This window comes from Microbacterium sp. LS_15 (assembly GCF_041954735.1).
Classification (GTDB): Bacteria; Actinomycetota; Actinomycetes; order Actinomycetales; family Microbacteriaceae; genus Microbacterium.
In genome coordinates this window covers 538,936-551,607 of record NZ_JAVAYD010000001.1, presented here as the reverse complement: position 1 = coordinate 551,607, position 12,672 = coordinate 538,936, and the positions used below count along the sequence as shown (strand labels likewise).

At 69.3% G+C, this 12,672-nt stretch carries 16 protein-coding genes; 6 read left to right on the top strand and 10 right to left on the bottom strand.

Annotated elements, in window-relative coordinates; all coding sequences use genetic code 11:
* Nucleotide 1: 1 nt before the first annotated feature.
* Nucleotides 2–622 (bottom strand): DedA family protein, encoded by a 621-nt coding sequence (locus tag RAC69_RS02685; protein WP_375084917.1) that lies wholly within the window; start codon nt 620–622, stop codon nt 2–4.
* 175 nt (nt 623–797) lie between these two features.
* Between RAC69_RS02685 and RAC69_RS02680 the strand changes: the two genes are divergently transcribed.
* A complete protein-coding gene (locus tag RAC69_RS02680) occupies nt 798–2,396 on the top strand; it encodes an ABC-F family ATP-binding cassette domain-containing protein (protein WP_096715500.1) in 1,599 nt (532 codons plus the stop codon).
* 42 nt (nt 2,397–2,438) lie between these two features.
* A complete protein-coding gene (locus tag RAC69_RS02675; RefSeq protein WP_375084915.1) occupies nt 2,439–3,020 on the top strand; it encodes a pyridoxamine 5'-phosphate oxidase family protein in 582 nt (193 codons plus the stop codon).
* A gap of 20 nt (nt 3,021–3,040) precedes the next feature.
* Here the strand turns inward: RAC69_RS02675 and RAC69_RS02670 are convergent, their stop codons facing one another.
* The 4 genes from RAC69_RS02670 to RAC69_RS02655 all read right to left on the bottom strand — a co-directional run bounded on the left by RAC69_RS02670 (nt 3,041) and on the right by RAC69_RS02655 (nt 4,845).
* A complete protein-coding gene (locus tag RAC69_RS02670) occupies nt 3,041–3,853 on the bottom strand; it encodes an SURF1 family protein (protein WP_375084913.1) in 813 nt (270 codons plus the stop codon).
* Nucleotides 3,850–4,044 (bottom strand): hypothetical protein, encoded by a 195-nt coding sequence (locus RAC69_RS02665; protein WP_375084912.1) that lies wholly within the window; start codon nt 4,042–4,044, stop codon nt 3,850–3,852. Before RAC69_RS02665 ends, RAC69_RS02670 begins: the two co-directional genes overlap by 4 nt.
* Complete coding sequence (locus tag RAC69_RS02660) at nt 4,041–4,397, bottom strand: DUF3099 domain-containing protein (protein WP_341934259.1); 357 nt, start codon at nt 4,395–4,397, stop codon at nt 4,041–4,043. The genes RAC69_RS02665 and RAC69_RS02660 overlap by 4 nt, the downstream gene beginning before the upstream one ends.
* 76 nt (nt 4,398–4,473) lie before the next feature.
* Nucleotides 4,474–4,845, bottom strand: coding sequence for a DUF4190 domain-containing protein (locus RAC69_RS02655; RefSeq protein WP_375084911.1), 372 nt, complete (start codon nt 4,843–4,845; stop codon nt 4,474–4,476).
* Nucleotides 4,846–5,185: 340 nt separating this feature from the next.
* On the opposite strand from RAC69_RS02655, the gene RAC69_RS02650 reads away from it, so the two are divergent.
* Nucleotides 5,186–5,896 (top strand): beta-ketoacyl-ACP reductase, encoded by a 711-nt coding sequence (locus RAC69_RS02650; protein ID WP_375084910.1) that lies wholly within the window; start codon nt 5,186–5,188, stop codon nt 5,894–5,896.
* A 13-nt stretch (nt 5,897–5,909) separates the two neighbouring features.
* On the opposite strand, the gene RAC69_RS02645 is transcribed toward RAC69_RS02650, so the two are convergent.
* Genes RAC69_RS02645 through RAC69_RS02635 form a run of 3 tightly spaced genes read right to left on the bottom strand, consistent with a single transcriptional unit; the run spans nt 5,910 to nt 8,571 of the window.
* Nucleotides 5,910–6,608, bottom strand: coding sequence for an alpha/beta fold hydrolase (locus RAC69_RS02645; protein ID WP_375084908.1), 699 nt, complete (start codon nt 6,606–6,608; stop codon nt 5,910–5,912).
* 32 nt (nt 6,609–6,640) lie between these two features.
* On the bottom strand, nt 6,641–7,276 hold the full coding sequence (gene serB, locus RAC69_RS02640; RefSeq protein ID WP_375084907.1) for a phosphoserine phosphatase SerB: 636 nt from the start codon (nt 7,274–7,276) through the stop codon (nt 6,641–6,643).
* 53 nt (nt 7,277–7,329) lie between these two features.
* Nucleotides 7,330–8,571, bottom strand: a complete 1,242-nt coding sequence (locus RAC69_RS02635) for a glucose-1-phosphate adenylyltransferase (RefSeq protein WP_375084906.1) — start codon at nt 8,569–8,571, stop codon at nt 7,330–7,332.
* Nucleotides 8,572–8,640: 69 nt separating this feature from the next.
* Between RAC69_RS02635 and glgA the strand changes: the two genes are divergently transcribed.
* The 3 genes from glgA to RAC69_RS02620 all read left to right on the top strand — a co-directional run bounded on the left by glgA (nt 8,641) and on the right by RAC69_RS02620 (nt 10,999).
* The gene (gene glgA / locus RAC69_RS02630; protein WP_375084905.1) at nt 8,641–9,825 is read left to right on the top strand and encodes a glycogen synthase; all 1,185 of its coding nucleotides are present in this window, start codon (nt 8,641–8,643) and stop codon (nt 9,823–9,825) included.
* 18 nt (nt 9,826–9,843) lie between these two features.
* The gene (locus RAC69_RS02625; protein WP_251588051.1) at nt 9,844–10,629 is read left to right on the top strand and encodes an ABC transporter ATP-binding protein; all 786 of its coding nucleotides are present in this window, start codon (nt 9,844–9,846) and stop codon (nt 10,627–10,629) included.
* Nucleotides 10,630–10,741: 112 nt separating this feature from the next.
* Nucleotides 10,742–10,999, top strand: coding sequence for a type B 50S ribosomal protein L31 (locus tag RAC69_RS02620; RefSeq protein ID WP_375084904.1), 258 nt, complete (start codon nt 10,742–10,744; stop codon nt 10,997–10,999).
* An 84-nt stretch (nt 11,000–11,083) separates the two neighbouring features.
* Here the strand turns inward: RAC69_RS02620 and RAC69_RS02615 are convergent, their stop codons facing one another.
* Nucleotides 11,084–11,365, bottom strand: coding sequence for a hypothetical protein (locus tag RAC69_RS02615; RefSeq protein ID WP_341934265.1), 282 nt, complete (start codon nt 11,363–11,365; stop codon nt 11,084–11,086).
* A gap of 53 nt (nt 11,366–11,418) precedes the next feature.
* On the bottom strand, nt 11,419–12,672 hold the full coding sequence (locus RAC69_RS02610) for an alpha/beta fold hydrolase (RefSeq protein ID WP_375084903.1): 1,254 nt from the start codon (nt 12,670–12,672) through the stop codon (nt 11,419–11,421).

The following is a 12,672-nucleotide window of genomic DNA, read 5'->3' as shown; positions in this document are numbered from 1 at the left end:
TTCATCCTGCCAGGTGCGCGACGGGTGCGCGGCGACGGCGGGCCGCCGTGATCCGATCGATCACGAGGCCGAGGACGAGAGCGATCAGGATGCCGATACCCGCGCTCACCAGGGGCTGGTCGCTGACCCAGCTGCCCGCGACCAGCCCGATGACCAGGCTGAGTGCGCTCCAGCTCGCGCCGGCGACGAGGCTCAGCGGCAGGAACCGGCGCCACGCGAACCCGAGAGCACCGGCCGACATGTTGACGGCGACGCGACCGACCGGGATGTAGCGTGCGCCCAGGATCAGCGAGGCGCTGCGCCGGTCGAGGGCGTGCTCGGCGTGGGCGAATGCGGCGGCGACCCGGGGCCGCCGCATCCAGGCCCAGCGCGTCGTCCCCATCCGACGTCCGATCGCGAACGCGACGTTGTCGCCGATCGCGGCGCCGATCGCCGCGATGAGGCCGAGCGGCACCAGCATCCACCAGGCGCCCGTGGATGCGGCGACCGCCGCCGCGGCGACCAGCACCGTCTCGCTCGGGACGGGCGGGAAGAACCCGTCGATCACGGTCACGGCGAACAGCACGAGGTACAGCCACGGAGAGGCGACGGTGTGCAGGATGAGCTCGTTGATGACGTCCACCTGTGCAGGTTAGGAACAGCGCGCCGTCGCGGTCATCACTCCCGAGTATCGACCGACTCACCCCGCAGAGTGAGATCCGCAGGCCGCAGGCCGCGGCGGATGCTCCCCGCGCGGCGATCTATACTGGGAGGCTGGCCGCTCGGCCGCCTTCCCCTCTGACGAACGGACATCCGCTGTGCTTGCCGTGCACGACCTCGAGATCCGCGTGGGCGCGCGTCTCCTCATGGAGAACGTGTCGTTCCGCGTCAGCGACGGCGACAAGATCGGACTCGTCGGCCGCAACGGGGCCGGCAAGACGACCCTCACCAAGGTGCTGGCAGGAGACGTGCTGCCGTCGGGCGGGAACGTGACGCGCTCGGGTGAGCTGGGCTACCTGCCGCAGGACCCTCGCTCGGGCGACCCGGAGATGCTCGCGCGCACCCGCATCCTCGACGCCCGCGGGCTCGGCAGCCTCGCCCTCGGCATGGCGGAGGCGACGGTGGCGATGGGATCGGACGACCCCGCCGTCGCCGACAAGGCCATGAAACGCTATGCGCGTCTGACCGAGCAGTTCGAGGGCCAGGGCGGATACGCCGCGGAGGCCGAGGCCGCCTCGATCGCCAACAACCTCTCGCTGCCCGACCGCATCCTCGACCAGCCGCTGAAGACGCTCTCCGGTGGTCAGCGTCGTCGCATCGAGCTGGCCCGCATCCTCTTCTCGGACGCCGAGACCATGATCCTCGACGAGCCGACCAACCACCTCGACGCCGACAGCGTCGTCTGGCTGCGCGAGTTCCTGAAGAACTACAAGGGCGGTCTGATCGTCATCAGCCACGACGTCGAGCTCGTCGGCGAGACCGTCAACCGGGTGTTCTACCTCGATGCGAACCGTCAGGTCATCGACGCGTACAACATGAACTGGAAGAACTACCTCCGTCAGCGCGCCGCCGACGAGGAGCGCCGCAAGAAGGAGCGCGCGAACGCGGAGAAGAAGGCGACGACCCTGCAGCAGCAGGCCGCGCGGTTCGGGGCGAAGGCGTCGAAGGCCGCTGCCGCGCATCAGATGATCGCACGTGCCGAGAAGCTCCTCGCGGGACTCGACGACGTGCGTCAGGAGGATCGCGTCGCGAAGCTGCGCTTCCCCAAGCCGGCGCCCTGCGGCAAGACTCCGCTCATGGCATCCGGGTTGTCGAAGTCCTACGGTTCGCTCGAGATCTTCACCGACGTCGACCTCGCGATCGACCGCGGCTCGAAGGTGGTCGTGCTCGGCCTCAACGGTGCCGGTAAGACCACGCTGCTGCGCATGCTCGCCGGCGTCGACCAGCCCGACACGGGTCAGCTCGAACCGGGACACGGCCTCAAGGTCGGCTACTACGCCCAGGAGCACGAGAACCTCGACGTCAACCGCTCGGTTCTCGAGAACATGGTGTCGGCTGCGCCGCACATCACCGAGACCGAGGCGCGCAAGGTGCTCGGCTCGTTCCTGTTCACAGGAGACGACGTGCTGAAGCCGGCCGGCGTTCTCTCGGGTGGCGAGAAGACTCGTCTGTCGCTCGCGACGCTCGTCGTGTCGTCCGCGAACCTGCTGCTGCTCGACGAGCCGACCAACAACCTCGATCCCGCGTCCCGCGAGGAGATCCTCGGGGCGCTGGCGCACTACGAGGGCGCCGTGGTGCTCGTCTCGCACGATCCGGGAGCCGTGCAGTCCCTCAATCCCGAGCGCGTGCTGATCCTGCCCGACGGCGTCGAGGACATCTGGAACCAGGAGTATCAGGAGCTCATCGAGCTGGCCTGACCGGCTCGGTCGTCGGGTCCACGCGTGTCCTAGGCTCGAACCGTGACCCACGACGACTCGACGCTCGACACCAGGCTCAACGACGGGCTTCGGGGCAGGCACGCCCTCACCGGTGACGCGCCTGAATGGGATCTCGATGCGCTGCCGGAGGATCCGGTCGTCCTCTTCGCCGAGTGGATGGAGGCGGCGGATGCCGCGGCGGTGCCCGAGCCGCACACCGCCACGCTCGCGACGGTGGATGCCGACGGGGTGCCGGACGCACGGACCCTCATCCTCAAGCGGGTCGACGAGCGCGGATGGGCGATCGCGAGCACCCGGTCCTCCCGGAAAGGTGCGCAGCTCGGCGCCGCCCCGGCCGCAGCGCTCAACTTCTGGTGGCAGCCGCAGGTGCGCGCCGTCCGGGTTCGCGGTCGCGTCGAGGAAGCGACGGCTCAGGAGAGCGCTGCCGATCTCGCCGCTCGGTCACGGGCTGCCCAGGCGCGCGTCGCCGACGGGGACTGGGTGCTCTGGCGCATCGTCCCCGATCGCATCGAGTTCTGGCAGGGATCACGAGACCGCCGCCACACCCGTGTCGTCTATGTGCCGGCCGAGTCCGGCTGGTCGCACACCGTCACTGTCGACTGAGCGGGCGCACGCGACCTCGCTCAGCGCGCGTCGAGCAGTTCGTCCTCGACGTCGGCGTCGGCGTCCCGCCTGCGGCGCTTCTTCTCGGTGGCGGGGGCTCCCTCGAGCTCCTCGCGGTGCTTCACGATCTCGGTGCGGATGATGTAGCCGATGAAGATGAAGCCCATGAGGGCGAACAGGATCCACTGGATCGCGTACGACAGGTGTGGGCCAGGGTCGTCCGTGGGCGACTCGAAGCCGCCGAGCGTTCCGCGGCCCGCAGGGTCCTCGCTCACGATCTGACCGTATGCGGTGGTGATCACGTCGCCGCCGACGATGTCCGCGATGGACGGGACGTGGATCGTGGGCACCTGGCCCTCGGGAGCCCCGCGGCCGGATGCCGGCACCTGCTCGCTCGGACGCAGACGCACCACGACCTCGACCTGGCCATCGGGCGGCGCAGGGACGGCGTCGGGCGAGTCGCCTTCGCCGGGCGGCACCCACCCCCGGTCGACGATGAACAGGCGGCCGTCGACGTCGCGGAACGGGACGAGCACCTCGTAGGCGCTCGTCCCGCCATGCGGCCGGTTGCGGGCGAGGAGCTGCTCGTCGGCGAGGTACTCTCCGCGGAGGATCACCGGATGCCACACGTCACCGCGGTCGAGTTCACCGTCGGTGCCGATGAGGTCGGCCAGCGGGACGGGTTCGGCGTCGTAGTTCTTCTCGACGAGTGCGATCTGCTCAGCCCGGGACTCGTTCCTGTCGAACTGCCAGTTCGACAGGAACGCGCAGGCGATCGCGAACCCGATCGCGATCAGCACGTACACGGTCCATCGCAGCATCCGCGCGCTCATGAGGGCACTCCGTCTCGCACGGTCACGGGGAAGTCGCGGGCGGCGAGATAGTCGCGCAGGAGTTCCACGTGCTCGGCGCACGCCAGCCAGATCTTCTCGCGATCGGCCGCGTGGATGCGCGGATTGCGCCACACCACCTGAGCGACCGCCGCGTCCCGGCAGCCGGCACGCGAGCACTGCAGTTCGCTCACGCGTCGCCCTTGCGGCTCTCGTGGATCGTGATCACGAACGGGTCCGAGCCGGTCTCCTCGACCACGGTCGGCGGGGGAGCCGGTGCCTCCAGCTCCTGCACGGGTGACTCCGCCGTCGTCTCGGTGCTGTCGCTGCCGGCGTTGGCGAACACGACGGCGATGTACGGGAGCACTGCTGCCGCGAGCGCGAAGACCCACGTGTACCAGCCGTACGGCTGCACGAACATCATCAGCGCGAAGCAGACGATGCGGATGGTCATCGTGATCGCGTAGCGACGCACGCGGTGGTCCGCCTCGACCTGCGGCGCTTGCGGCAGGGAGGTGACAGCGGGGACCAGTCGCTTGTTCTTCACGATGAGTCCAGCCTACGCCGCTACGGGGCCGAGGGCTCACTTCACAGGCCGCCGTCCGGCCGCGCTCCGCGGTCGCTCAGGACGAGAAGATGAACGGGATCGTGAACGCCCCGAGGAACAGGAAGCTGATGACGGTCGTGACGATACCGACCGCGAGGACCGCGACCATGACGTACCCCATGATGAGGCCGGCGAACGCCATGCCACGACCGCCGACGGACGGGTCGGCTTTGGTCTGACGGAGCGCCATGTGACCGGTGATCACGGCGATGATCGAGGCGATCAGCGGGATGACCGCCCAGAAGAGGACGAGGCCGGCGATGCCGCAGATGAGGGACGTGATCGCCAGCCCGCTCGTCGGACGCGATGCCGGGTAGATCGACGCGGGGTAGGCGGCTCCGTACGGCTGTTGCTGCGGAGGAGCGCCGTAGGGCTGTACAGCGCCCACCGTCGGAACCGCGCCAGGGTACGCCTGCGCCGGAGGAGGAGTGGACGACGGATACGACGGGGCCGGGGAGTACGGGGGAGCCGGCGGATACGCGGGCGCAGCACCGTAGGGCTGCGGCGGCTGAGACGGCTGCGCAGGCGGAGCCGCCGGAGGCGGCGGGGGAGTCGGCTGTACGCCGGAGGGGTGGGTGTCGTCGCTCACGGGCATGCCTTTCGTCGCGTTCAGCGTTCCAGTCACACCGGTGTTCTGTCAAACACGCAGCCGCGCCCCGCGAGGGGTGACGGATAGGATCGTTGGCGACCCGGCCGTCGACCCTGCGCGGCCAGATCTGGAGTGGGAAATGAGTACTGATCGCGTCGTCCTCGTCACCGGCGGAAACCGCGGCATCGGCCGCGCCATCGCCGAGCGGTTCGTCCGTGACGGCTATCGCGTCGCCGTCACCGCCCGCAGCGGCGAGGGCCCGGAGGGCACGCTCACGGTGCGAGCGGACGTGACGGATTCCGCGGCCCTCGACGCCGCGTTCACCGAGGTCGAGCAGCAGCTCGGTCCGGTCGAGATCGTCGTGGCGAACGCCGGGATCACGAAGGACACCCTCCTGCTGCGCATGAGCGAGGACGACTTCGACAGCGTCGTCGCCACCAACCTCGGCGGTACCTTCCGCGTGGTCAAGCGTGCCTCGAAGGGCATGCTGCGCGCGCGGTTCGGTCGCGTCATCCTCATCTCCAGCGTGGTAGGACTGCTCGGCTCGGCCGGACAGGTCAACTACTCGGCGTCGAAGAGTGCGCTGGTCGGGTTCGCGCGTTCCCTCACCCGCGAGCTCGGCGGGCGCGGGATCACGGCGAATGTCGTGGCCCCCGGTTTCATCGATACCGACATGACCGCGGAGCTGCCCGAGGACACGCAGAAGCAGTACAAGGCGAGCATTCCGGCCGGGCGCTTCGCGACGCCCGACGAGGTGGCCGGCGTCGTCACCTGGCTCGCCGGCGACGACGCGGGATACATCTCCGGCGCCGTCATCCCGGTCGACGGCGGACTCGGGATGGGTCACTGACGACGGACGAGCGTCACCGGTTACGCGTGACCGCCGCGTCGATGAGTTCCGCGAGGCGGCTCGGCACGGAGAACTGCGGCCAGTGGCCCGAGCCGATCCTCACGACCTCGGCGTCGGTGATCGCTCGGAACTCCGCGGCGTAGGGGCCCCAGTTCTCCAGCTGTGCCTCCAGCGAGGTCTGATCGAGACCGCCCATCAGCAGAGTCACGGGCACCCGGTGCCGACCGCCCTCGAGCAGGATGTCGTCTGTCGGCACGCGCGCGGGGACGCTCCTGGTCAGGGGAGCCGTGCGTGCGCGAGTGTGCTCGTCGAGGTCCGCGACGTCATCGGCGTCGAAGGTGTCCCACCCGGGGAAGGGCACGACGCCGTCGACGACCTCGAACTCGCTGATGCCGAAGCCCGACGGAGGTGGGACGGTGTCGACGAAGATCACGCGGGACACGGCATCCGGCCGAGCGTCTGCGACACCCCACGCGACGTTTCCTCCGCCGCTGTGCCCGACCACCACGACGGGTCCGGCGACGTCGTCGACGGCGGCGACGCCCGCGGCGACCCAGTCGGAGACGCCGATGTCGGCGGATTCGGATGCCGGGGCTCCGACCCCCGGCATGGTGAGCGCGTGCACACGGTGGCCGGCGCGTTCGAGCTCGGCGGTCACGTCGTTCCAGCTGGAGGCGTCGAGCCACAGCCCGGGGATGAGGATGATGTCCATGGCCCGACGATAGACCGGGCCTCCGACATCCGCTACGGCAGCAGCGGGATGACCTCGGCGAGGTCCTGCGGCCCGATCACGAGGCTCGCCGCGGCCCGCACAGCGGGCTTCGCGTTGAAGGCGAGACCGAGCCCGGCGACGCCCATCATCAGCAGGTCGTTCGCGCCGTCGCCGATCGCGATGGTGGCGTGACGGGGGACCCCGAGCTCGTCGGCCCATTCCTGCAGCGACGAGGCCTTGGCCGCGGCATCCACGATCTCGCCGTCCACGACACCCGCAAGGGCGTCGTCGGCCACGGCGAGGCGGTTCGCCCGCCAGCGGTCGACGCCGAGCTGAGGGGCGACGTGGTCGAGGATCTCGTGGAATCCGCCCGACACGACGCCGACGACGCCGCCGCGCTCATGCACGGCTGCGGTCAGCTCCTGCACACCCGGCGTCGGCTCGACTCGTGCACGCACCCTGTCCAGCCGCGCGAGGGGAACGCCCTCGAGCGCGGCGACCCGAGAGCGCAGACTGGTTGCGAAGTCGACCTCACCGCGCATCGCGGCCTCGGTCGCGGCCTGCACCTCGGCACGTCGCCCCGCCTCGTCGGCGATCAACTCGATCACCTCGTTGCGGATGAGGGTGGAATCGGCATCGAGGACGACGAGGAAGCGCGCGGCGGTCACCCGACGAGCCTACCGAGCGCGGCAGCGCGCTCCGCACCGGGCGTCGCCCGGCGTCACCGATCGATGAAGACGCCCTTCCCCACCACGGTGATGCCCGAGTCGGTGACGGTGAAGCCGCGGGCGAGGTCGCGTTCACGATCCACGCCCACCGTCGCGCCGTCCGCGAGGATGACGTTCTTGTCGAGGATCGCGCGATGCACCCGGGAGCCCGCGCCCACCTGCACATGGTCGAAGACCACGGAGTCCGTGATCGTCGACCCGCCGCCGGCGAGGGTCCACGGCCCGACGACGCTGCGCTCCAGGTGTGTGCCGGACAGCACCGACCCGAGCGAGACGATCGAATCGATCGCGTTGCCGATGCGCCCCACCGAGTCGCGCACGAACTTCGCGGGCGGGGAGTTGACCGCCTGCGAGTGGATCGGCCACTCCATGTTGTACAGGTTGAAGATCGGCAGCGTCGCGATGAGGTCGCGGTGCGCGTCGAAGAAGGAGTCGATCGTACCCACGTCGCGCCAGTACGAGCGATCGCGCGGCGACGAGCCCGGCACGTCGTTCTGCTTCATGTCGTAGTACCCGGCCTCGCCGCGGTCGACGAAGTAGGGGACGATGTCGCCGCCCATGTCATGCCCTGACGTGGGGGACTCGCCGTCCGCTTCGACGGCGGCGATCAGTGCGTCCGCGTCGAAGATGTAGTTGCCCATCGACGCCAGCACCTCGTGCGGGGAGTCCTCGAGACCGGTCGCGTCGGTCGGCTTCTCGAGGAACTGCTTGATGCGTCCGGTCTCGGTGTCGGCGTCGATCACACCGAACTGCGACGCCATCGCCAGCGGCTGGCGGATGCCGGCCACGGTCGCCTTCGCTCCCGATTCGATGTGGGCGTCGAGCATCTGACGGAAGTCCATCCGGTAGACGTGGTCGGCGCCGATCACGACGACGATGTCGGGCTTCTCGTCGTTCAGCAGGTTCATGCTCTGGAGGATCGCGTCGGCCGACCCCGAGAACCAGCGCTTGCCGAGACGCTGCTGCGCCGGCACCGAGGCGACATAGGAGTCGAGGAGAGCCGACATGCGCCAGGTCTGCGAGATGTGCCGGTCGAGGCTGTGCGACTTGTACTGCGTGAGCACCACGATCTGCCGCAGACCCGAGTTGATGAGATTGGAGATCGCGAAGTCGATCAGGCGGTACTGTCCGCCGAAGGGGACGGCGGGTTTCGCGCGATCGGCCGTGAGCGGCATGAGTCGCTTGCCTTCGCCACCGGCGAGGATGATCCCGAAGACCTTCTTTGGTGCTGACATGCACCCACCATAGATGCCGCGCGCCTCGCGGAACTAGCATCTGGACAAGTGAGTCACTAGCGTCTAGGCATGCGCGTCGAAATGATCACGAAGGAATACCCGCCGGAGATCTACGGAGGTGCGGGCGTGCACGTCGCGGAGCTCGTGACGGCACTGCGGCGCGACGTCGATGTGCGTGTCCGCGCGTTCGGCGGGGAGCGCGACGAGCCGGGGACCTTCGCCTACCGGACCCCGTCCGGCCTGTCGGCGGCGAACCCGGCCCTGCAGACCCTCGGCACCGACCTCGAGATCGTCGCAGCCATCTCCGACGCCGACGTCGTGCACAGCCACACCTGGTACGCGAACTTCGCCGGGCACCTCGCGTCGCAGCTGCACGGCATCCCGCACGTGCTCACCGCGCACAGTCTCGAGCCGCTGCGCCCCTGGAAGGCGGAGCAGCTCGGGGGCGGCTACGCGGTGTCGAGCGGCATCGAGAAGCTCGCCTACGAGAACGCCGCCGCCGTCATCGCGGTCAGCGCGGGGATGCGCGCCGACATCCTGCGCAGCTACCCGGCTGTCGACCCCACCCGCGTGCGGGTCATCCACAACGGCATCGATGTCGACAAGTGGCACCCCGTGCAGAACGACGCGTTCCTGCAGTCCATCGGGATGGATCCGAGCCGTCCTTCTGTGGTCTTCGTCGGACGCATCACCCGCCAGAAGGGTCTGCCGTACCTGCTGCGCGCAGCCGCGATGCTCCCGCCCGAGGTCCAGCTGATCCTGTGCGCCGGCGCGCCGGACACCCCGGAGATCATGGCCGAGGTGCAGGAGGGTGTGCGCGTGCTCCAGCAGACCCGCGAGGGTGTGGTGTGGATCGAGCGGATGTTGCCGCGCGAGGAGCTCTCGGCCATCCTGACCGCCGCGACGACCTTCGTCTGCCCCTCCGTGTACGAGCCCCTCGGCATCGTCAACCTCGAGGCGATGGCCTGTGGTGCGGCCGTCGTTGGCACCGCGACCGGCGGCATCCCCGAGGTCGTCGCCGACGGGGTGACGGGACGACTCGTCCCGATCGACCAGGTGCAGGACGGCACGGGCACGCCCGTCGACCCCGACCGTTTCGTCTCCGACCTGGCCGCGGTGCTCACCGAGGTGGCGACGGATCCGGTGCGTGCACGGGAGTACGGCGACGCCGGGCGGGAGCGCGCGCGCAGCGACTTCAGCTGGGCCGCGATCGCCGACACCACGCGCGCGCTCTACGCGGAGCTGACCGCCTGAGCCGATAGGCTGGAGGGCATGTCGAGCGCTCTGGAATTCACCGACGTCGTCGTGCGCCGCGAGGGGCGCAACATCATCGATCACGTGACCTGGCAGGTCGCCGACGATCAGCGGTGGGTGATCCTCGGACCCAACGGCGCGGGCAAGACCACGCTGCTGCAGCTGGCCGACACGCTCATGCACCCCACCTCGGGGACCGTCACCGTGCTGGGGGAGACCCTCGGTCGCACAGACGTGTTCGAGGTGCGACCGCGCATCGGCTTCGCGTCGTCGGCGATGGCGAAGCGGGTCCCGCGCGACGAGACCGTGCTGAACACCGTCCTCACGGCCGCGTACTCGGTGCTCGGCCGCTGGAACGAGAGCTATGAGGACATCGACGAGCGCCGTGCCCTGCGCGTGCTCGGAGACTGGCGGCTCGATCACCTCGCCGACCGCACGTTCGGAACCCTCAGCGACGGAGAGCAGAAGCGCGTCCAGATCGCGCGCGCCGTCATGACCGACCCCGAGCTGCTGCTGCTCGACGAGCCCACCGCCTCGCTCGACCTCGGCTCCCGCGAGGAGTTGCTCGCGCTGCTCAGCGGGTACGCCTCGTCGCCCACCACGCCGGCGATGCTCATGGTCACCCACCACGTCGAGGAGATCCCCGTCGGGTTCACGCACGTGCTGTTGATCCGCGACGGCTCGGTCGTGGCAGCGGGGCCGATCGCCGAGACGCTCACCGCTGAAGCGCTCGGCGAGACCTTCGGCATGCCGATCACGCTGAGCAGTGAAGACGGGCGCTACGCGGCCCGCGCGGCATCCTGATCGCCGGGTTACTCACTGCGCTCAACTCCTGTTAGAATCGATCCTTGGTGCGTTCGGCACCGCAGACTTCCCTCGTCCCTGGCACAATCCAGGGCAGTAGCTAAGGAATCCCATGAAGACTGACATTCACCCCGAGTACAAGGCCGTCGTTTTCCGCGACCTCGGATCGGGCGAGACCTTCCTCACCCGTTCGACCGTGACCAGCGACAAGACCGTCGAGCTGGACGGCCTGGAGTACCCGGTGATCGACGTCGAGATCTCCTCGGCCTCGCACCCGTTCTACACGGGCAAGCAGCGCATCATGGACTCGGCCGGTCGCGTCGAGAAGTTCAACCAGCGCTTCAAGGGCTTCGGCGGCTCGTCCAAGTAACGACATCGCCACGACGAAGGCCCCGGTTCCTCGGAACCGGGGCCTTCGTCGTGTTCGGGGCGAGCGCCGAACCGGCGGTCTCCGTCAGAGATCGAGCGTGATGCGGTCGCCGCGGATGCCGTCGGGCGGATCGCCCGCCACGGGAGCCGGTGCCGTGCGCTTCGTCTGACGATCCCGCTCGACGCCGGCGTCGTGCGCGGACGGCATCCAGACGGCGTCGAAAGAACCGCCGAGCCCTCCGCCCGGGCCCTCGTACTTGCGCTCGAGAGGCATCCGCGAGTAGACGGCCACGATCACGACGACGATCGCGATCACGACCAGCAGCACGATCGCGATCGTCAGAAGCATCCCTACCGTCTCGGCCATGGAACCAGGCTAGGCGACCCCGCCGTCAGCAGCATCCGCCCACGGGATGATCCTCAGCGGATGCGCCGGCCGTGGGCGAGATCGATCAAGTGCGTGAGCACCGGACCCGAGCGCAGGCCGTTGTGCTCGTGCTCGCTCGTCACCCAGAGCTCGACGCCCGGGAGCAGCCGCCCCGTCTCCAGTGAGAACTCCAGCGGCACGTACACGTCGTTCGCGTAGACGGCGGCGGCACCCGTGGCTCCGGACGTCTCGATCGCCACACGGTCGTACAGGCGCGGCCACTCGAACTCGGCGAGCTCGAGCGCCACCTCGCGCCACGGCTGGAACGCCGGGACGGTCTCCGTCCAGTCACGGCGGATGTGCTCGCCGGTGAAGAGGGTGACGTCGTCGCGGAAGTCGTCCGGCTCGGTGCGCTCCGCCGACCACCGCGTCGCGTGTCCGTCGGCGTAGCTCGACTCATGGAAGACGAAGTAGAGCGGGTTTCGGCCGCCGTACGGCATCGTGTTCATGAGGTCGTAGCGGAAGGCGTTCGACCGGTGATCGCGTTCGAGCAGCGACCAGAGCGTCTGCCACCCCTCGTTCATGCCGAGTGCCGACCCGACCGACCGCAGCCGCGAGCGCGACACGACCTCGCCGTCGGGAAGGACGATGTCCCCGGCGTCGGCATGATCGACCAGGCGACGCATGCGGTCGCGGTGCTCGGGGAACCGCCGGTAGTAGCGCTCCGAGGCGTCGCGCATCTTGTCGTAGCAGAGCGCGTAGACGTCGTCGGGGTGGCGTCCGACCGCGCTGAGCCCGCCGGTGATGAACACGTCGGCGAGCGAGCTCGCAGCGGTCGAGAGGTAGGCGAGCGTCGTGAATCCGCCGAACGACTGTCCGAGCACACTCCAGGTGATGGCGCCCAGGTGCTCGCGCATCGCCTCGCAGTCGCGGACGATCGAATCGGCGCGGAGGTGGGTGAGGTGCTCCGCGACGGCGGAGGCGCCGCGGCTCAGATCGTCGTCGCCGACGGGCGTCGACAGTCCTGTTCCGCGCTGATCCAGCATCATGACGCGGTAGTGGGCGAGCGCCTCGTCGAGCCAGGCGGGCGCGGTCGACGAGTGGAACGGGCGCGGAGCCTCGTGCCCCGGTCCGCCCTGCAGGTACACGAGGTAGGGGAGAGAGTCCCCGCCGTCCCTGGTCACCACGCGCGCGAAGATGTCGATCGTGCGGGTGTCGGCCGGATCGTCCCACACGAGCGGGACGGTCAGGGTGTGCTCCTCGATCGCGAGGTCGAGCAGGCGGTGGATGGTGGTGGTGCCGGTCAT

What these genes read in the sequence shown, in the direction of transcription:
- RAC69_RS02650 (WP_375084910.1), top strand. Translation starts at nt 5,186, where the DNA reads ATGAGTACTGATCGCGTCGTCCTCGTCACCGGCGGAAACCGCGGCATC.
- RAC69_RS02670 (WP_375084913.1), bottom strand. Translation starts at nt 3,853, where the DNA reads ATGAGCGCGCGGATGCTGCGATGGACCGTGTACGTGCTGATCGCGATC.
- RAC69_RS02615 (WP_341934265.1), bottom strand. Translation starts at nt 11,365, where the DNA reads ATGGCCGAGACGGTAGGGATGCTTCTGACGATCGCGATCGTGCTGCTG.
- RAC69_RS02620 (WP_375084904.1), top strand. Translation starts at nt 10,742, where the DNA reads ATGAAGACTGACATTCACCCCGAGTACAAGGCCGTCGTTTTCCGCGAC.
- RAC69_RS02645 (WP_375084908.1), bottom strand. Translation starts at nt 6,608, where the DNA reads ATGGACATCATCCTCATCCCCGGGCTGTGGCTCGACGCCTCCAGCTGG.
- glgA (WP_375084905.1), top strand. Translation starts at nt 8,641, where the DNA reads ATGCGCGTCGAAATGATCACGAAGGAATACCCGCCGGAGATCTACGGA.
- RAC69_RS02635 (WP_375084906.1), bottom strand. Translation starts at nt 8,571, where the DNA reads ATGTCAGCACCAAAGAAGGTCTTCGGGATCATCCTCGCCGGTGGCGAA.
- RAC69_RS02610 (WP_375084903.1), bottom strand. Translation starts at nt 12,672, where the DNA reads ATGACCGGCACCACCACCATCCACCGCCTGCTCGACCTCGCGATCGAG.
- RAC69_RS02625 (WP_251588051.1), top strand. Translation starts at nt 9,844, where the DNA reads ATGTCGAGCGCTCTGGAATTCACCGACGTCGTCGTGCGCCGCGAGGGG.